The 17,570-nt window shown below is 72.0% G+C and carries 17 protein-coding genes and 1 pseudogene; 11 read left to right on the top strand and 7 right to left on the bottom strand.

The features are described 5' to 3' along the window. Positions 1-424 (top strand): annotated as a pseudogene (locus ACT80S_RS16600) (hypothetical protein); the annotation flags it as partial. A gap of 63 nt (positions 425-487) precedes the next feature. On the opposite strand, the gene hemW reads toward ACT80S_RS16600, so the two are convergent. From hemW to ACT80S_RS16575, 5 genes are read right to left on the bottom strand one after another with little or no spacing between them, the layout of a single operon-like run. After that, positions 488-1,687 (bottom strand): radical SAM family heme chaperone HemW, encoded by a 1,200-nt coding sequence (gene hemW, locus ACT80S_RS16595; protein WP_377417850.1) that lies wholly within the window; start codon positions 1,685-1,687, stop codon positions 488-490. A gap of 7 nt (positions 1,688-1,694) precedes the next feature. Beyond that, the gene (rdgB, locus tag ACT80S_RS16590; protein WP_377417848.1) at positions 1,695-2,300 is read right to left on the bottom strand and encodes an RdgB/HAM1 family non-canonical purine NTP pyrophosphatase; all 606 of its coding nucleotides are present in this window, start codon (positions 2,298-2,300) and stop codon (positions 1,695-1,697) included. Position 2,301: 1 nt separating this feature from the next. After that, positions 2,302-3,042, bottom strand: coding sequence for a ribonuclease PH (gene rph / locus ACT80S_RS16585; protein ID WP_377417846.1), 741 nt, complete (start codon positions 3,040-3,042; stop codon positions 2,302-2,304). A gap of 42 nt (positions 3,043-3,084) precedes the next feature. After that, positions 3,085-3,999: a PP2C family protein-serine/threonine phosphatase gene (locus ACT80S_RS16580; RefSeq protein ID WP_377417844.1), complete on the bottom strand. Its 915-nt coding sequence runs from the start codon at positions 3,997-3,999 to the stop codon at positions 3,085-3,087. 7 nt (positions 4,000-4,006) lie between these two features. Further along, positions 4,007-5,014, bottom strand: a complete 1,008-nt coding sequence (locus tag ACT80S_RS16575) for a serine/threonine protein kinase (RefSeq protein ID WP_377417842.1) — start codon at positions 5,012-5,014, stop codon at positions 4,007-4,009. A gap of 74 nt (positions 5,015-5,088) precedes the next feature. On the opposite strand from ACT80S_RS16575, the gene ACT80S_RS16570 reads away from it, so the two are divergent. The 9 genes from ACT80S_RS16570 to ACT80S_RS16530 all read left to right on the top strand — a co-directional run bounded on the left by ACT80S_RS16570 (position 5,089) and on the right by ACT80S_RS16530 (position 13,939). Continuing rightward, complete coding sequence (locus ACT80S_RS16570; protein ID WP_377417840.1) at positions 5,089-6,009, top strand: YicC/YloC family endoribonuclease; 921 nt, start codon at positions 5,089-5,091, stop codon at positions 6,007-6,009. 103 nt (positions 6,010-6,112) lie between these two features. After that, positions 6,113-7,312 (top strand): ABC transporter substrate-binding protein, encoded by a 1,200-nt coding sequence (locus tag ACT80S_RS16565; protein WP_377417838.1) that lies wholly within the window; start codon positions 6,113-6,115, stop codon positions 7,310-7,312. A gap of 6 nt (positions 7,313-7,318) precedes the next feature. Then, a complete protein-coding gene (locus ACT80S_RS16560) occupies positions 7,319-8,239 on the top strand; it encodes a branched-chain amino acid ABC transporter permease (protein ID WP_377417836.1) in 921 nt (306 codons plus the stop codon). After that, positions 8,232-9,218 (top strand): branched-chain amino acid ABC transporter permease, encoded by a 987-nt coding sequence (locus ACT80S_RS16555; protein WP_377417834.1) that lies wholly within the window; start codon positions 8,232-8,234, stop codon positions 9,216-9,218. The genes ACT80S_RS16560 and ACT80S_RS16555 overlap by 8 nt, the downstream gene beginning before the upstream one ends. Next, positions 9,215-9,973, top strand: coding sequence for an ABC transporter ATP-binding protein (locus ACT80S_RS16550; protein WP_377417832.1), 759 nt, complete (start codon positions 9,215-9,217; stop codon positions 9,971-9,973). The genes ACT80S_RS16555 and ACT80S_RS16550 overlap by 4 nt, the downstream gene beginning before the upstream one ends. Beyond that, positions 9,970-10,683 carry an ABC transporter ATP-binding protein gene (locus ACT80S_RS16545; protein WP_377417830.1) on the top strand — a complete coding sequence of 238 codons (714 nt, stop codon included), beginning with the start codon at positions 9,970-9,972 and terminating at the stop codon, positions 10,681-10,683. The genes ACT80S_RS16550 and ACT80S_RS16545 overlap by 4 nt, the downstream gene beginning before the upstream one ends. Positions 10,684-10,727: 44 nt before the next feature. Further along, positions 10,728-11,348, top strand: a complete 621-nt coding sequence (gene gmk, locus ACT80S_RS16540; RefSeq protein ID WP_377417828.1) for a guanylate kinase — start codon at positions 10,728-10,730, stop codon at positions 11,346-11,348. Between the two features lie 16 nt (positions 11,349-11,364). After that, on the top strand, positions 11,365-11,568 hold the full coding sequence (gene rpoZ / locus ACT80S_RS16535) for a DNA-directed RNA polymerase subunit omega (RefSeq protein WP_377417826.1): 204 nt from the start codon (positions 11,365-11,367) through the stop codon (positions 11,566-11,568). A 94-nt stretch (positions 11,569-11,662) separates the two neighbouring features. Next, positions 11,663-13,939: a RelA/SpoT family protein gene (locus ACT80S_RS16530; protein ID WP_377417824.1), complete on the top strand. Its 2,277-nt coding sequence runs from the start codon at positions 11,663-11,665 to the stop codon at positions 13,937-13,939. A 32-nt stretch (positions 13,940-13,971) separates the two neighbouring features. Here ACT80S_RS16530 and greB read toward each other — a convergent pair whose 3' ends face one another. Further along, on the bottom strand, positions 13,972-14,532 hold the full coding sequence (gene greB / locus ACT80S_RS16525; RefSeq protein WP_377417821.1) for a transcription elongation factor GreB: 561 nt from the start codon (positions 14,530-14,532) through the stop codon (positions 13,972-13,974). Between the two features lie 95 nt (positions 14,533-14,627). Here greB and ACT80S_RS16520 point away from each other — a divergent pair, with 95 nt between their 5' ends. Beyond that, a complete protein-coding gene (locus ACT80S_RS16520) occupies positions 14,628-15,332 on the top strand; it encodes a hypothetical protein (protein WP_377417819.1) in 705 nt (234 codons plus the stop codon). 33 nt (positions 15,333-15,365) lie between these two features. On the opposite strand, the gene ACT80S_RS16515 is transcribed toward ACT80S_RS16520, so the two are convergent. Next, positions 15,366-17,492 carry a putative bifunctional diguanylate cyclase/phosphodiesterase gene (locus ACT80S_RS16515; RefSeq protein ID WP_377417817.1) on the bottom strand — a complete coding sequence of 709 codons (2,127 nt, stop codon included), beginning with the start codon at positions 17,490-17,492 and terminating at the stop codon, positions 15,366-15,368. Positions 17,493-17,570: the final 78 nt, after the last annotated feature.

Raw genomic sequence — 17,570 nt, 5'->3', positions numbered from 1 at the left:
CCAGCCGGTGGCCGCGGCGGCCCGCCCCCAGCCGGAGGCCGCAGCCGCCGCGGGCCGGCCCGCGGCTGAAGCGGCGCCCGTGCTCGCGGTCGCCGCCGAGGTCCAGGGCGCCGCGGCCTCGCCCGCGCGTTGCGGCCCGGTGCCCCAGGCCGGCCTGACCCGGTTCACGCCGCCCGGCGCGATCCGCCCGGCCAACTACGTGCACCTGGAAGCCGCCCGCGAGGTGCCGGTGTGCGTGGTCGACGCCACCGGCAAGCCCACCGCCGCGGTGGTGCAGCCGGGCGAAGGCCTGAGCGTCTACGGCGAGCCGCCCTTCGTGGTCCAGGCATCGCAGTGGAACGAGCTGCGCGTGTTCTTCCAGGGCATGCGCGTGCACCTGGACCCGGCCGCGCCGCCCGTGGCGCTGGCCCTCGACCCGCGCTGAGCCGGAACCGGGCCCGCGCGGACCGGGCAGGCAGTCGCCCGCGCATGACGCGCAGGCCCCGGCTTACCCGGGCAGGAACAGCGACTGCAGGTCGCTGAGGAAGTCGAAGCCCCGCTCCGTGGGCTGCACATGGTCCCCGGCCGGGCCCATGCGCCGCTCCACCAGGCCCTTGGCCTGGGCCTCCTCGAGCGCGCGGCCGATCGCGCTGGGCGGCAGGCCGGTGCGCTCGCTGAAATCGCGCAGCGAGAAACCCTCGCGCAGGCGCAGCGCGTTGAGCATGTACTCGAACGGCAGGTCGGCGCGGGCGACCTCCTCCTCCTGCGCCACGGCATTGCCGGCACGGGCGTTCTCCATGTACAGCTTCGGGTCGCGATAGCGCACCTGCCGCACCACCCGGTGCGCGAACGACAGCTTGCCGTGCGCGCCCGCCCCGATGCCCAGGTAGTCGCCGAACTGCCAGTAGTTCAGGTTGTGCCAGCAGCGGTGGCCGGGCCGCGCATAGGCCGAGACCTCGTACCGCTGCAGGCCGGCGGCCTGGGTCATCTCGGTGATGCGATCGAGCATGGCGTAGGCCGTGTCCTCGGGCGGCAGCGCGGGCGGGAACTTGGCGAAGTAGGTATTCGGCTCGAGCGTGAGGTGGTAGATCGACAGGTGCGGCGGCATCAGCGCCAGGGCCTGGCTCACGTCGGCCTCGAGCTGGGCCAGGGTCTGCCCGGGCAGGGCGTACATCAGGTCCAGGTTGAAGGTGTCGAAGGCGGCCTGGGCCTCCTCGCAGGCGGCGATGGCCTGGGCCCGGTCATGCACCCGGCCCACGGCCTTCAGGTGCGCGTCGTTGAAGCTCTGCACCCCCACCGACAGGCGCGTGACGCCGGCGGCGCGGAAGGCCCGGAAGCGGTCCTTCTCGAAGGTGCCGGGGTTGGCCTCCAGGGTGATCTCGCAGTCGGCCTCCAGCTTCACCCGGGCGCGGATGTCACTGAGCAGCCGGTCGATGCCCGCGGGCGAGAACAGGCTGGGCGTGCCGCCGCCAATGAAGATGCTGTGGACGCCGCGGCCCCACACCAGGGGCAGGGACTGCTCCAGGTCGGCCACCAGGGCGTCGAGGTATTGCTGCTCGGGGAGCTCGCCCGGCTTCATCTCGTGCGAGTTGAAGTCGCAGTAGGGGCACTTGCGCAGGCACCAGGGCAGGTGCACGTACAGCGACAGCGGGGGCAGCGCCCCCAGCTGCAGGGTACCGGGGCGCATGTAGTGCGGCAGGTCCTTCATGGCGTCCTCAGAACCAGCGCTCGCGCATCAGCGCCAGCATCTGGCGCGCGGCCTGGCCGCGGTGGCTGTGCGCGTTCTTCACCTCGGGCGGCAGCTGCGCGAAGGTTTTGCCGAAGGCGGGAATGAACATCACCGGGTCGAAGCCGAAGCCGTGCTCGCCCACCGGCTCGCGGGTGATCTCGCCGGGGGCGCGGCCCACCGCGATCAGGGGCTCGGGGTCGTCGGCGCTGCGCAGGGCCACCAGGGTGGAGACCAGGGCGGCGCGGCGGTCGGCCACGTCGGCCATCTGCTCGAGCAGGGCCGTCACGTTGTGGTCGTCGCCCTTGGGGTAGCCGAACCGGGTCGCGTAGAAGGCGGTGTCCACGCCGGGCAGGCCGCCGAAGGCCTCGACGCACAGGCCGGCGTCATCGGCCAGCGCCGGCAGGCCGCTCTCGCGGGCGGCGTGGCGGGCCTTGGACAGCGCGTTCTCCACGAAGGTGCGGTGCGGCTCCGGCGCCTCGCCGATGCCCAGGTCGGCCTGCAGGACCAGCTCCACGCCCAGGGGCGCGAACAGGGCCTGCAACTCGGCCAGCTTGCCGCGGTTGTTGGAGGCCAGCACCAATTTCCGGATCACGTCACGCCCCCAGGGGTTGGGCCAGGGCCTGCGCCTGCAGCTGCACCAGCTCGCCGATGCCCTTTTCCGCGAGCTGCAGCAGGCGGTCCATCTCGGCGCGGGTGAAGGCCGCGCCTTCGGCCGTGCCCTGCACCTCGACGAAGTGTCCGGCGCCGGTCATGACCACGTTCATGTCGGTGTCGCAGGCGACGTCCTCCACGTACTCCAGGTCCAGCACCGGCGTGCCCTCGACGATGCCCACCGAGATCGCGGCCACCGGGCCGGTGATGGGCGAGCGCTCGATACGGCCCTGCGCCAGCAGCTTGTTCACCGCGTCCTGCGCGGCGACGAAGGCGCCGGTGATGGCGGCGGTGCGGGTGCCGCCGTCGGCCTGCAGCACGTCGCAGTCGAGGGCGATGGTGCGCTCGCCCAGGGCCTTGAGGTCGAACACCGCGCGCAGCGAGCGGCCGATCAGGCGCTGGATCTCCTGGGTGCGGCCGCTCTGCTTGCCACGCGCCGCCTCACGGTCACCGCGGGTGTGGGTGGCGCGGGGCAGCATGCCGTATTCGGCGGTGACCCAGCCCTCGCCGGAGCCGCGCTTGTGCGGCGGCACCTTCTCCTCGACGGAGGCGGTGCACAGCACGCGGGTCTGGCCGAACTCGATCAGGACCGAGCCCTCGGCATGGATGGTGAAGCCGCGGGTGATGCGCACCGGACGCAGCTGGTCGGCGGCGCGGCCGCCGGGACGTTGGAAATTGCTCATGGGGCGGAATGCTAAGGCCTTGCGGCCACGCCCCGGCGCGCGTCAGGTCTTGCGCGCCGAGGAGCGCTTGATCGCCTCGTTGATCTCGGCGATGGAGCGCTCGATCGCGGCGTCGTCCAGGTCGGGCTCCTCCACCGGGCCGCCCCCCTGCAGGCCGGACTGGATGGTGGAGGCGAACACGCCCTCGCTGATGCCGTCGGTGGACACGCCATGGGTGGACTCGACCGCGTCGGGCGTCTCCCACTCGACGGCGATGACGGTGACGTTGTCCGACTGCGGGCCGTTGGCCCGCAGCGCGCACTCCACCAGGTCGGGCACGGCGTCGTGCACCGCCTTCCCGGACAGCTGCCGCACGATCTCGGCGTCCGGCAGGCTGCCCCACAGGCCGTCCGAGCACAGGAGGAGCTTGTCGCCCTGCTGCAGGGTCACCGGGCCGGTGACGTCATAGACCGGCTTGGTCGGCGAGCCCAGGCAGGTGAAGAGGATGTTGCGATTGACCAGGGCCTGCATGCGCACCACGCCGGCCTGGTGCTGCTCGAGGTAGGAGTGGTCCCGGGTGCGGGTGACGAGGTGGCCGCCGCGCGCCAGGTACAGGCGCGAGTCGCCGCAGTGGACCCAGGTGGCCGCGCCGCCCTGCACCAGGGCCGCGACCAGGGTGGTGCGCGGGGTGTCGAGCATGCCGCGCTCGCCGGCATACCGCACGATCTGGTGGTGCGCCGCCATCAGCGCCGACGCCAGGAACTCGCCGGGGTGGCGCACCTGCGGCCGCGCCTCCTTCTGGAAGAACGCGGAGACGGTCTGCAGCGCCAGCTGCGCGGCGACCTCGCCCTCGGGGTGGCCTCCCATGCCGTCGGCCAGCACGAACAGGCCGGACTGCCGGGTGTAGCAGTACCCCATGCGGTCCTCGTTCTTCTCGCGACCGCCCTTGCGACTGACCTGGAACACGGAGAATTTCATCGTCCCCTCACCGCAGGCGCGCGCCGAAATTGGTCGCGGCCTTCATTGTCTTCTTGGTATCGGACAGCATGGTGTCGAACTGCAGGCGCATCTTCTCGCCCACCGTAAGCCGGGTATAGCGCCGCTCGCCCTCGCGCCCCAGCTCCTTCTGCAGGGCGAAGACCGACTGCGGCCGCGACAGCGCGTCCAGCGACATGCACCACTCCACCACCTCGATCAGGTTGTCCGAGTAGACCCCGCGCAGGCGCGACAGCGCCAGCGAGAGGCGGTCCTTCTCGAGGCGCTGCGGCGCGTCGTTGGGCGGATAGCCCTGCATGCAGGCGTACATGCAGGCGCCGATGGCGTAGATGTCCGTCCACGGGCCCATCGACGAATCGCGCCGGTACATCTCGGGGGCGGCGAAGCCGGGGGTGTACATGGGGCGGATGAAGTTGCCCTCCTTGGAGAGCACCTCGCGCGCGGCGCCGAAGTCGATCATGACCGCACGGTTGTCGTCGGTGATGAAGATGTTGGCGGGCTTGATGTCCAGGTGCAGCATCTTGTGCTGGTGCACGATGCGCAGGCCGCGCAGGATCTCGTCGAACAGGCTGCGGATGGTGGACTCGCGGAAGACCTTCTGCCGGCGCTGCTCGCGCGCGGTGATGATGAAGTCCTGCAGGGTCGCGCCCTCCAGGTAGTTCATCACCATGTAGACGGTCTCGTTCTCGCGGAAGAAGTTGAGGACGCTGACCACCGAGGCGTGGGAGATCTGGGCCAGCGAGCGCCCCTCCTCGAAGAAGCTCTTGAGACCCAGCCGGTACAGCGAGAGCTTCTCGGGCGCCACCTGGGGCAGCAGCTCGCCGGGCAGGCGGGTGGCCAGGGAGGCCGGCATGTACTCCTTGATCGCGACCTGCTGGCCCTCGGCGTCCACCGCGAGGTAGACCATGCCGAAGCCGCCGGACGAGATCTTGCGCACCACGCGGTAGCCGCCGATCACGGTGTCGGGAGGCAGGGGCGCGGGTTTGACCTTTGACATAATTTCGAAGCGGCGGGCTCGCGTATGAGTCCATTATTCCTGCCTTCGGGCGCAACCCACAACCAAAGTCCTCCATGCCCGTCTACAGCATGACCGGTTACGCCAGCGCCCAATCCCACGGCGCAGCCCCCGCGGGCGAAGACCGGGCCAGCCCCGGCGCCCGCCTGGGCGTGGAGATCCGCAGCGTCAACAGCCGTTTCCTGGACCTGGGCTTCCGCCTTTCCGAGGACCTGCGCCAGCACGAACCGGCCCTGCGCGAACTGTTGCAATCTCGCCTCAAGCGGGGCAAGGTCGAAGTCCGCGCCGGCACCGACAGCGGCGCCGCCGGGGGCCTGCGCGAGCCCAGCCCGCGCCTGCTGCAGCGCCTGTCCGCGGTGCAGGACCAGGTCCGCGGCTGGCTGCCCGAGGCCCGCCCGCTGGCCGTGGCCGACGTGCTGCGCATCGCCGGGGCCGACGAATCCGGCGCCGGCGAGGCCGCCGCCGCCCTGCCCGAGCTGGCCCGCCAGGCCCTGGAGTCCCTGCTCGAGGCCCGCGCCCGCGAGGGCGAGCGCCTGGTGGCGATGCTGCGCGGCCACCTGGGGCAGCTGCGCGCCCTGGCCGACCAGGCCCGCCCGCTGGTGCCACAGCTGGTCGAACAGCAACGCACCCGCTTCCTGGAGCGCTGGCAGGAGGCCATGGGCCTGGGCGGCCAGGCCGGCGCCGCCGCTCCCTCCGAGGCCGCCAGCGACCGCGCCCTGGCCGAGGCCACCGCCTTCGCGATCCGCATCGACGTGGCCGAGGAGCTGACGCGCCTGTCCGCCCACCTCGAGGAGATCGAGCGCCTGCTCAAAAAGGGCGGCGAGGTCGGCAAGCGCCTGGACTTCCTGATCCAGGAGCTGCACCGCGAGGCCAACACCCTGGGCTCCAAGTCCGCGGCCCTGGAGCTCACGCGCATCTCGGTGGACATGAAGGTCCTGATCGAGCAGATGCGCGAGCAGGTGCAGAACATCGAGTGATCACGGTGCGTGCGGGGGCCGGAGCCCCCGCCTGGATCGACTAAAGTGTCGGGTTGCCGCGAACCTGCCTCGCGCGCCAGAACCCCAGACAGGAGATGACCCGATGTCCCGCCCCGTTCTCGCTGCGGCACTGCGCCGTACTGCGCTTGCCGCCGCCCTGACCGCCGCCGCCGGCGCCAGCCTCGCCGCCGACACCGTGAAGGTCGGCCTGCTGTCCACCCTCTCCGGCCCCGGCGCCGCCCTGGGCGTGGACATCCGCGACGCCTTCCAGCTGGCCGTGAAGCTCAATGGCGGCAAGCTCGGCGGCCTGCCGGCGGAAGTGATCGTGGCCGACGACCAGGCCAGCCCCGATGTCGGCCGCCAGACCGCCGACCGCCTGGTCAAGCGCGACAAGGTCGACTTCATGACCGGCATCGTCTTCTCCAACGTGATGCTGGCCGTGGGCGCGCCCACCTTCGCCTCCAAGACCTTCTACATCAGCGCCAACGCCGGCCCCTCGCAGCTCGCCGGCGAGCAGTGCAACCCGTACTTCTTCAGCGCCTCCTACCAGAACGACAACCAGCACGAGGCGGTGGGCAAGACGGTGGCCGACAAGGGCTTCAAGCGCGTGGCGCTGATCGCTCCCAACTACCCCGCCGGCAAGGACGCCCTCACCGGCTTCAAGCGCTACTACAAGGGCGGCGAGGTGGTGATGGAAAGCTACACCCCGCTGAACATGCTCGATTACGGCGCCGAGCTGTCCAAGCTGCGCGCCGCCAAGCCCGACGCCGTCTACATCTTCCTGCCCGGGGGCCTGGGCATCAACTTCATCAAGCAGTTCGTGGGCGCCGGCCTGTCCAAGGACATCACCCTGTTCGGCCCCGGCTTCTCCGGCGACGAGGACGTGATCCGCGCCGTGGGCGAGCCGATGCTGGGCATGTTCAACACCTCCCAGTGGGCCCACGACATGAACAACCCGGCGAACAAGCAGTTCGTCGCGGAGTTCGAGAAGGCCTACGGCCGCCTGCCCACCGTCTACGCCTCGCAGGCCTACGACGCCGCCCGCCTGATCGACGCCGCGGTGCGCGACGCCAAGGGCAAGCTCGAGGACAAGGCCGCCGTGCGCAAGGCCCTGGCCGATGCGAAGTTCGAGTCCGTGCGCGGCAGCTTCAAGTTCGGCCCCAACCAGTTCCCGGTGCAGGACTACCACCTGCGCGTGATCACCAAGGACGCCAAGGGCCGCGTGACCAACCGCACCCTGGGCACGGTGTTCAAGGCCCACGGCGACGCCTACGCCGCCCAGTGCAAGATGCCCGCGCTCTGACCTGAAGTGGACGGGATCCTGCTGCTCGAGCAGTCCCTCAACGGGCTGCAGTTCGGGCTGATGCTGTTCCTGCTGGCCGCCGGCCTGACGCTGGTGTTCGGCATCATGGACATGATCAACCTGGCCCACGGCTCGCTGTACATGGTGGGGGCCTACCTCGCCGCCAGCGCCGCCGCGGCCTCGGGCTCGTTCGCCCTGGGCCTGCTGGCGGGCGTGGCGGGCGCGGCCGCCTTCGGCGCGCTGCTGGAGGTGGCGGTCCTGCGCCGCCTCTACGCCCGCGACCACCTGTCGCAGGTGCTGGGCACCTTCGCCATCCTCCTCATGTGCAACGAGGCGGTGCGCTTCGTGTGGGGCTCGCAGCCGATCGCGCTGAGCCCGCCCGAGGCGCTGGCCGGCCCGGTCGAACTGCTCCCCGGTTTCAGCTACCCCGCCTACCGCCTCCTGATCATCGGCGTGGGCCTGGCGGTGGGCGTCGCCCTGTGGTTCCTGATCACCCGCACCCGCGTGGGCATGCAGGTGCGTGCCGGCGCCTCCAACCGCGAGATGGCCCTGGCCATGGGCACCAACGTGCCGCGCCTGTTCACCGCGCTGTTCGCCCTCGGCGCCGCCCTGTGCGGCGTGGCGGGCGGCCTGCTCGGGCCGCTGCTGGCGGTGCAGGTGGGCATGGGCGAGAGCATCCTGATCCTGGCCTTCGTGGTCATCGTGATCGGCGGCATCGGCTCGGTGCGCGGCGCCCTGCTCGGCGCGCTGCTGGTGGGCGTGGTCGACACCGCCGGCCGCACCCTGATCCCCATGGCCTTCCAGCGGCTGATGCCCGGCGACCTGGCCGACAACGCCGGCCCCGCGGTGGCCTCGATCCTGATCTACCTGCTGATGGCCGCGGTCCTGTTCTGGAAGCCGCGCGGCCTCTTCCCCTCGCATGGCTGATCCCGCTCCCGAGCCCTTCGACCGCGCCGCCTTCACCAGCGGCCTGGACCACCCGCTGCGCGCGGGCTGGGCCCTGGCCGTGCTCGCCGCGCTCGTGGCCCTGCCCCCGCTGGCGGCGGCCGCCGGCGGCGAGTTCTACATCGGCCTGGCCAGCCGCATCCTGGTGTTCGCGCTGGCGGCCACCAGCCTGAACCTGATCCTGGGTTTCGGCGGCATGGTCAGCTTCGGCCATGCGGCCTTCATCGGCGTGGGCGCGTACACCGTGGGCATCCTGATGCAGCACGGCGTGGCCTCGGCCTGGGTGGCCTGGCCGGCGGCGATGGCGACGGCGGCCTTCGCGGCGCTGCTGGTGGGCGCGGTGAGCCTGCGCACGCAGGGCGTGTACTTCATCATGATCACGCTGGCCTTCGCGCAGATGCTGTACTACCTGATGGTCTCGCTCAAGACCTACGGCGGCGACGACGGCCTGTCCCTGGCCGGCCGCTCGCGCGTGGCCGCGGGCTGGGACCTGGCCGACGACACCCGCTTCTACTACACGGTGCTGGCCTGCGCGGTGCTGGGCTTCCTCGCCATCTGGCGCCTGCTGAACGCGCGCTTCGGCCACACCCTGCAGGCGATCCGCGAGAACGAGACCCGCATGGCCGCCATCGGCTTCGCCACCACCCGCTTCAAGCTCGCGGCCTTCGTGATCGCCGGCGCGCTGGCCGGCCTGGCGGGCGCGCTGCTCGCCAACCAGGGCAGCTTCGTCAGCCCCTCGATGATGCAGTGGCACCAGTCGGGCGTGCTGATGATGATGGTCATCCTGGGTGGCGTCGGCCACCTGTGGGGCGGCGTGGTCGGCGCGGTGGCCTTCCTGCTGCTCGAGGAGTTCCTGAGCCACTACACCATCCACTGGCAGTTCGCGCTGGGCGCGGTCCTGCTGGCCGTGGTGCTGGCCGCGCCCAACGGGCTGACCAGCCTGGGAAGGAAGAAGGCGTGAGCGCGCTGCTGGAGGTGCGGGACCTGGTCAAGCGCTTCGGCGGCCTGGCCGCGACCGACCACGCCTCGCTCAGCGTGCGCGAGGGCGAGGTGCATGCCCTGATCGGCCCCAACGGCGCCGGCAAGACCACCCTGATCCACCAGCTCTCGGGCGCGCTGGCGCCGGATGCCGGGCACATCGTGTTCGGCGGCGAGGACATCACCCGCCTGCCGATCCACCGGCGCGTGCGCCGGGGGCTGGCCCGCTCCTACCAGATCACCAGCGTCTTCGGCCGGCTGGCCGTCCTCGACAACCTGGCCCTGGCGGTGCAGGCGCGCGAGGGCGCCAGCCTGCGCTTCTGGTCCCGCGCCAGCCGCGAGGCCGCCCGCTACGACGAGGCGGCCCGCGTCGGCGAGCGCGTCGGCCTCGGCGCCCTGCTCGATCGCCCCGCCCACGCGCTCTCGCACGGCGAGCAGCGCCAGCTGGAGGTGGGCCTGGCCCTGGCCACCCGCCCGCGCCTGCTGCTGCTGGACGAGCCCATGGCCGGCATGGGCCCCGAGGAGTCCGGCCGCATGGTGGACCTGCTGCTGTCCCTGCGCGGTGAGGCCACGATCCTGCTGGTGGAGCACGACATGGACGCCGTCTTCCGCCTCGCCGACACCATCTCCACCCTGGTCTCCGGCCAGGTGGTGGCCAGCGGCACGCCCGACTGGATCCGCGCCCACCCCGAGGTCCGCAAGGCCTACCTGGGCGACGAGCTGGAGGACCTGGCATGACCGCCCCGCTGCTCGAAGTGCGCGGCCTCGAGACCGCCTACGGCCCCAGCCAGGTGCTGTTCGGGATCGACCTGGACATCGCCGCCGGCCAGGCCGCGACCCTGCTGGGGCGCAACGGCATGGGCAAGACCACCACGGTGCGCTCCATCCTGGGCCTGACCCGGCCGGCCGCCGGCAGCGTGCGCTTCCTCGGCGAGCGGGTCGACGGCATGCCGGCCGACCGCATCGCCCGCATGGGCCTGGCCGTGGTGCCCGAGGGCCGCCAGGTCTTTCCCAACCTCTCGGTGGAGGAGAACCTGCGCGCCTTCGCCGCCCGCCGCAACGGCAGCCCCGAGCCCTGGACGCTGGAGGGCGTGTACCACCTGTTCCCGCGCCTGCGGGAGCGGCGCACGAACATGGGCCGGCAGCTCTCGGGCGGCGAGCAGCAGATGCTGGCCATCGGCCGTGCGCTCATGACGAACCCGCACCTGCTGGTGCTGGACGAGGCCACCGAGGGCCTGGCGCCCCTGGTGCGCGAGACCATCTGGGAGTGCCTGGCCACCCTGCGCGCGCGCGGCCAGGCGATCCTGGTGATCGACAAGTACGTGCGCCGCCTGGTGCGGCTGGCCGACCGCCACACCCTGATCGAGCGCGGGCGCGTGGTCTGGTCCGGCGACTCCGCCGCCCTCGCCGCGGACCCGGCGCTCTGGCACCGCTACATCGGCGTCTGACCCCGCGCGCGGGCGGGGGCGGGCCTCGCCGGTAAAATCGGTCGATGGATTACCCGGGCAATCTCTTCGTCGTCGCCGCCCCCAGCGGGGCGGGCAAGTCCAGCCTCGTGAAGGCGCTCATGGAACTGGACGCCCAGATCCAGCCCTCCGTCTCGCACACCACCCGGCCCCCACGCGGCCAGGAAAAGCACGGGCGCGAGTACTTCTTCGTCTCGGCGCAGGAGTTCGACGCCATGGTGCTGGCCGGCGCCTTCGTCGAGTGGGCCCACGTGCACGGCAACCGCTACGGCACCTCCAAGAAGGCGATCGAGGACCGCATGGCCACCGGCGCCGACGTGGTGCTGGAGATCGATTTCCAGGGCGCGCTGCAGATCAAGCGCACCTTCCCCAATGCCGTCCTGGTGTTCATCCTGCCCCCCAGCTGGGAGGAGCTGCGCTCGCGCCTGGAGCGCCGCGGCGAGGACGCGGCCGACGTCATCGAGCTGCGCCTGGCGAACGCGGCGGAGGAGATGGCCCAGGCCAAGGAATTCGACTTCGTTATAATCAACGAACTTTTCGAGCGTGCCTTGTTCGACCTCAAGGCCATCGTCCACGCGCAGCGCCTGAAGTACACGGCCCAGCGGCGCGCCCGGGCCGACACTTTCAAGGCCCTCAACATCACCTGATTCCCGGAGTCGATTCATGGCCCGCATTACCGTCGAAGACTGCCTGCAGAAGATCCCGAACCGCTTCCAGCTGGTGCTGGCCGCGACCTACCGCGCCCGCATGTTGAGCCAGGGCCATGCCGCCAAGATCGAGAGCAAGAACAAGCCGGGCGTCACCGCCCTGCGCGAGATCGCCGAAGGCAAGGTCGGCCTCGAGATGCTGAAGAAGGTCCCGGGCTGAAGCGCGCTTCACCGCCCCCGAACGAAGCACCGCGCCGCGGTGCTTTTTTCTTGGCCGTTCCAGGCCGCCAGCGGGCTCGCGGTACATTTGAGGGATGAGCGCGGTGCTTGAACCGACCCCCGGCAAGCGCGGACGCACGCCCTCCGCCCTGCCCAGCCCCGCCGAGGCCAACGCCGCGGCGGCGAGCTTTGCCGCCCTCACGGCCAAGCTCGACTACCTGGACGCCGCCGACATCGAGCAGGTGCGCCGGGCCTACCGCTTCGCCGACGAGGTCCACCTGGGCCAGCTGCGTGCCAGCGGCGAGCCCTACATCACCCACCCCATCGCCGTGGCCTCGCAGTGCGCCGAGTGGAAGCTCGACGCCCAGGCCCTGATGGCGGCCCTGCTCCATGACGCGATGGAGGACTGCGGCATCACCAAGCCGGACCTGATCGAGCGCTTCGGCGCCCCGGTGGCCGAACTGGTGGACGGCCTGACCAAGCTGGACAAGCTGCACTTCAACACCCGCGAGGAGAACCAGGCCGAGTCCTTCCGCAAGATGCTGCTGGCGATGGCGCGCGACGTGCGCGTGATCCTGGTCAAGCTGGCCGACCGCTCCCACAACATGCGCACCATGGGCGACATGCCGCGCGCCAAGTGGGGCCGCATCTCCTCGGAGACGCTGGAGATCTACGCGCCGATCGCGCACCGCCTGGGCCTGAACCAGACCTACCGCGAGCTGCAGGAGCTGGCCTTCCGCCACCTGCGGCCCTGGCGCCACGCGATCCTGGGCAAGGCCGTGGCCAAGGCCCGCGGCCGCCGCCGCGACCTGATCCAGAAGGTGCAGGCCGAGGTCGAACAGGCCTTCGCCAGCGCCGGCATCGAGGTGCGCATCGCCGGGCGCGAGAAGACCCTCTACTCCATCTACAAGAAGATGGACGAGAAGCACCTGAGCTTCGCCCAGGTGACCGACATCTACGGCTTCCGCCTGATCGTGCCCTCGGTGATCGACTGCTACACCGCGCTGGGCATCCTGCACCAGCTGTACAAGCCGGTGCCGGGCAAGTTCAAGGACCACATCGCCATTCCCAAGGTGAACGGCTACCAGTCGCTGCACACCACGCTGGTGGGCCCCTCGGGCGTGAACGTGGAGTTCCAGATGCGCACCGAGGCCATGCACCTGGTGGCCGAATCGGGCGTGGCGGCGCACTGGCTGTACAAGGCCAACCCCACCGACGCCGAGAACGCCGACCGCCTCGGCACGAAGTGGCTGCAGTCGCTGCTGGACATCCAGCACGAGACGCGCGACGCCGCGGAGTTCTGGGACCACGTCAAGATCGACCTGTTCCCCGACGCGGTCTACGTCTTCACCCCCAAGAGCCAGATCATGGCGCTGCCGCGCGGCGCCACGGTGGTGGACTTCGCCTACGCGATCCACAGCCGGGTGGGCGAGCATGCGGTGGCCGCGCGCATCAACGGCGCCCAGGTGCCGCTGCGCACCGAGCTGAAGAACGGCGACGTGGTGGAGGTCGAGACCGCGGAGGCCTCGATGCCGGACCCGGCGTGGCTGTCCTTCGCGCGCACGGGCCGGGCGCGCTCCAAGATTCGCCACCACCTCAAGACCCGGGCGCAGACCGAGTCGCGCGACCTGGGCGAGAAGCTGCTGCAGCAGGCGCTGCGCAGCGAGGGCATCGAGCACATCCCGCCGGAGGACGAGGCCCACCAGGCCGTATGGGAGCGGCTGCTGCGGTTCACCGCCAGCCGCCACCGCGAGGAGCTGCTGATGGACATCGGCCTGGGCAAGCGCATCGCCACCATCGTGGCCAAGCGCATGGCGGCCCTGCTCGCCGAGCAGGGCGAGAAGCCCGACGCGCTGCTGATCTCCCGCCAGATGTTCGCCTCGGGCGAGCAGGTGGCGCAGGGCGCGGTGGTGCTCGATGGCAGCGAGAACGCCTCGGTGCAGTACGCCACCTGCTGCCGCCCGGTGCCGGGCGACCCCATCGTCGGCTACCTGGGCCGCGGCGAGGGCCTGGTGGTGCACATGGAGGACTGCGGCGTGGCCCGCCGCCTGCAGCACAAGGACAGCGAGCGCTTCATCGGCGTGGAGTGGTCCGACGAGCCGGTGCGGCCCTTCGAGGCCCACCTGCTGGTGACGGTGGCCAACGGCAAGGGCGTGCTGGCGCGCGTGGCCTCGGCCCTGGCCAGCGCCGAGGCCGACATCGTTCACGTGGACATGGACGACGAGCGCGCCCAGGACGCGGCCGACCTGCGCTTCCTGATCTCGGTGCGCGACCGCCAGCACCTGGAAGCCGCCATGCGCATCCTCAAGCGCACGCCGGCGGTGCTGCGCGCGCAGCGGGTGCGCCCGCGCGCCGGGCGCACCGGGCACTGAGGCGTTCCGCCCCCCGCACTCCCTGCGCCGCCTCAGGCGGGTGCCGGGTAGCGCACCTCCACCACCTCGATCTCCTGCAGGCCCGCCGGCGTCTGCAGCTTGACCAGGTCGCCCTCGCGGGACTTCAGCAGGGCCCGGGCGATGGGCGAGATCCAGCTCACCTGGCCGTGCAGGCTGTCGGCTTCGTCGATGCCGACGATGGTGACCTCGCGCTCCTGCCCGTCCTCCTGCGCGTAGCGCACGGTGGCGCCGAAGAAGACCTGGTCGCGCCCGTGGTGCAGGCTGGGGTCGGCGACCTCGGCGATCTCCAGGCGCTTGGTGAGGAAGCGGATGCGCCGGTCGATCTCGCGCAGGCGCTTCTTGCCGTAGAGGTAGTCGCCGTTCTCGGAGCGGTCGCCGTTGCTGGCGGCCCAGTGCACGACCTCGACCACCTTCGGGCGCTCGTCGTCGATCAGGTGCAGCAGCTCGGCGCGCAGCCGCGCGTAGCCCTGCGGGGTGATGTAGTTGCGCGTGCCGGCGGGCAGGGGCGGCAGGCCGCCGCCTTCGTCGTCCTCGTCGCCGCCGTCGCTCTCGCGGGTGAAAGCCTTGCTCATGATCACGCGAGGATAGCGCCGCCTTCCGCCCGCCTACATCCGCCGCGGCCGGCGCCTGACAGCCCGCTGGGCCGGCCCCCCCGCAGAATCAGCCGATGGATGCCCTGGCCGACGACACCACCGCCGCCGAGGCTGCGCGCTACGCCCTGCTGCGCCGCCTCGGCCCCGCCCTCAAGCACGACCTGGTGGTCAACCTGCAGGCCGTGGCCATGATGACCGAGGTCCTGGGCGCGCGGCTGGAGCGCGCCGGCAGCGGCGGCCCGGCCGTCCTGGCCGAGCTGCAGCAGCAGGTCGCGCGCATCCACCGGGTGACCCGCGAGGCGGTGGCCAGTTCGCTCAAGGTGGCGGCCTGGCTGACCCCGGCCGACGAGGACGAGGGCATCGCCCTGCAGGACGGCATCGAGGACGGCCTGGCCCTGGTGCGCAGCCACTTCGGCTTCCGCGGGATCGCGCTGCACGCCCAGGCCGAGGGGGCGCGGCTGGAGGTGTCGCGGCCCCAGCTGCGGCTGCTGCTGCTGGCCGCCCTGGTCCTGCTCGGCGACGAGGCCGGCGGCCCCTGCGCCCTGAACGTGCGCGGCGCCGCCGAGGCCGGCGAGGGCCTGCTGGTGCTGGAGCGCGGCCCCGTGCCGGCGCCGGTGCCGGTCCCGGCGGACGACCCCGGCTACCGCGCCCTGTCGCCGGCCGACCTGCGCGCCCTGGCCGCCGAGGCCGGCGTGCCCCTGCAGGCCGCCCCCGGCCGCATCGCGCTGCGGCTGCCGCGCCTGGTGGCCACCTCGCCGCTGAAGATCGCGCCGATGTGAGCGGTGGCCTGAGGCGCCATGCCTGCGGCGGCCTCAGGCCGCCAGGCCGGCGTGGCGGGCGTCGATCCACGCCTCCAGCGGCCCGGGCGCCAGCGCCGGCGCGAACAGGAAGCCCTGGAAGGCGCCGCACCCCTGCTGCAGCAGGAAGTCGCGCTGCGCGGGCGTTTCCACGCCCTCGGCCAGCACGTCCAGGCCCAGGCTCTGCGCCAGCCCGATGATGGTGCGGGCGATGGCGGCATCGTGCGGGTCGGACAGCACATCGCGCACGAAGCTGCGGTCGATCTTCAGCTGGTCCAGCGGCAGGCGCTTGAGGTAGGCCAACGAGGAGTAGCCCATGCCGAAGTCGTCCAGCGACAGCGCCACGCCACGGGAGCGCAGCTCACCCATGCGGGCGACGGTGACCTCGAAGCCATCGGCCAGCAGGGTCTCGGTGAGCTCGAGCTTGAGGCGGTGCGGCGCGATGCCGGCGCGCGCGATCGCGTCCATCACCCCGTCGACGAACTCGGGGTGGCGGAACTGGCGCGCGCTGACGTTGACGGCCACCGTGAGGTGCTCGCGGTCCGGCCGCCGCGCCCAGCGCGCCAGCTGGGCGCAGGCGGCGTCGAGCACCTGGCGGCCGATGTCCAGGATCAGCGAGGTCTCCTCGGCCACCGGGATGAACCGTTCCGGCGGCACGCAGCCGCGCTGCGGGTGGTCCCACCGCAGCAGCGCCTCCACGCCACGCAGGTAGCCGCGGGCATCGACCTGGGGCTGGTAGTCCAGGTGGAACCGGCCCTCCCGGCAGGCCTGGCGCAGGTCGGCCGCGAGGGCGGCGTGGGCGCTGGCCACCGCCTGCATCTGCGGGTCGAAGAAGCAGGCGGTATTGCGGCCGGCGCGCTTGGCCTGGTACATGGCCAGGTCGGCCTGCTTCAGCAACTCGCTCACCGGCCCGGGCTGGGGGCCGAAGACGGTCACGCCGATGCTGCAGGTGCTGTGGTGCAGGTAGCCCGGCAAGGGATACGGCTCCCCCAGGGCCGCGAGGATGCGCTCCGCCAGTGCCCGCGCCGCCCCGGCGGCCACCGCGGCCGCCGCCTGCGGGTCGCCGGCGGGCGGCTGCAGCAGCACCACGAACTCGTCGCCGCCCAGGCGGGCCACCAGCCCGTCGTCGCCCACGCAGTCGCCCAGGCGGCGCGCCACCTCCTTGAGCAGCAGGTCGCCCTGCGCATGGCCCAGGGTGTCGTTGAGGACCTTGAAGTTGTCCAGGTCGATGAACATCAGCGCGCCGCCGCGCGCCCGCCCCGCCGGGCCGGCGGCATCCTGGAGCCGGTCCATCAGCTGCTGGCGGTTCGGCAGGCCGGTGAGGGGGTCGAAGAAGGCGAGGTAGCGGATCTTCTGCTCGGCGGCCTTGCGCTCGCTCACGTCGCGGCCCACCGCGACCCAGTGCGTGAGCTTGCGCGCCGCGTCCCACACCGGGGAGATGTCCAGGTCCACCCAGAACGGCTCGCCGTCCTTGCGGTAGTTGACCAGGTCCACCCGCACCGGCTGCCACTGCTCCAGCGCGCGGCGTACCTGGTCCAGCCGGTCTCGCTGCGTGCGCGGCCCCTGCAGGAAGCGCGGCGACCGGCCCAGCGCCTCCTCGCGGCTGTAGCCGGTGCGGCGCTCGAAGGCCTCGTTGACGAAGACGATGCGCGGGCCCGGCTCGTTGAACGGGCTGGCCTCGGTGATGACGACGATGTCGTTCAGGCGCGAGATGCTGCCCTCCAGCAGGCGCAGCTGCTCCTGCGAGCGCCGGCGCGTGGTGACATCGCGCAGATGCAGCGCCAGCCCCGCGCCGAAGGGCTGGCCGCGCAGCTCCAGCCAGCGGCTCTGGCGCTCGTCCGGCTCCTCGAGCTCCAGGGGCTTGCGCTGCGCCAGCGCGGCCTGCACCTGCGCCTCGATGCGCGGGCGGGCGGTGCGGGCGAACAGGCGCCACAGGCCGCGCCCGAGCAGCTCGCCGGCCTGCCGCCCCAGCACGCGCTCGGCCTCCTCGTTGAGGTAGCTGAAGCGGCCCTGCGCGTCGAGCGTGGCCAGGGCCCACAGGCCGGCGTCGCCGGCCCACCCGAGCAGCGCAGGTGCCGTGCCGCGCGTCCCGGCCGGCACGGCGGCGGGAAGCGGCGCATCAGGGGCGGGCTGGGGCGGCATGGGCGCGCGGCGTGGGGCGTGGGGCGGGGGACGGCGATCGTACGCGGGGCTGCCCAGGTCCCGGGGGCGGTCGGCCAC

The organism is Ramlibacter sp. MAHUQ-53 (genome assembly GCF_052600055.1).
This window is presented reverse-complemented; position numbering and strand designations above follow the sequence as displayed.

Coding starts and splice junctions, on each gene's coding strand:
- hemW (WP_377417850.1), bottom strand. CDS start 1,687: ATGAAGGACCTGCCGCACTACATGCGCCCCGGTACCCTGCAGCTGGGG.
- rph (WP_377417846.1), bottom strand. CDS start 3,042: ATGAGCAATTTCCAACGTCCCGGCGGCCGCGCCGCCGACCAGCTGCGT.
- ACT80S_RS16580 (WP_377417844.1), bottom strand. CDS start 3,999: ATGAAATTCTCCGTGTTCCAGGTCAGTCGCAAGGGCGGTCGCGAGAAG.
- ACT80S_RS16575 (WP_377417842.1), bottom strand. CDS start 5,014: ATGTCAAAGGTCAAACCCGCGCCCCTGCCTCCCGACACCGTGATCGGC.
- ACT80S_RS16570 (WP_377417840.1), top strand. CDS start 5,089: ATGCCCGTCTACAGCATGACCGGTTACGCCAGCGCCCAATCCCACGGC.
- ACT80S_RS16565 (WP_377417838.1), top strand. CDS start 6,113: ATGTCCCGCCCCGTTCTCGCTGCGGCACTGCGCCGTACTGCGCTTGCC.
- ACT80S_RS16555 (WP_377417834.1), top strand. CDS start 8,232: ATGGCTGATCCCGCTCCCGAGCCCTTCGACCGCGCCGCCTTCACCAGC.
- ACT80S_RS16545 (WP_377417830.1), top strand. CDS start 9,970: ATGACCGCCCCGCTGCTCGAAGTGCGCGGCCTCGAGACCGCCTACGGC.
- gmk (WP_377417828.1), top strand. CDS start 10,728: ATGGATTACCCGGGCAATCTCTTCGTCGTCGCCGCCCCCAGCGGGGCG.
- rpoZ (WP_377417826.1), top strand. CDS start 11,365: ATGGCCCGCATTACCGTCGAAGACTGCCTGCAGAAGATCCCGAACCGC.
- ACT80S_RS16530 (WP_377417824.1), top strand. CDS start 11,663: ATGAGCGCGGTGCTTGAACCGACCCCCGGCAAGCGCGGACGCACGCCC.
- greB (WP_377417821.1), bottom strand. CDS start 14,532: ATGAGCAAGGCTTTCACCCGCGAGAGCGACGGCGGCGACGAGGACGAC.
- ACT80S_RS16520 (WP_377417819.1), top strand. CDS start 14,628: ATGGATGCCCTGGCCGACGACACCACCGCCGCCGAGGCTGCGCGCTAC.
- ACT80S_RS16515 (WP_377417817.1), bottom strand. CDS start 17,492: ATGCCGCCCCAGCCCGCCCCTGATGCGCCGCTTCCCGCCGCCGTGCCG.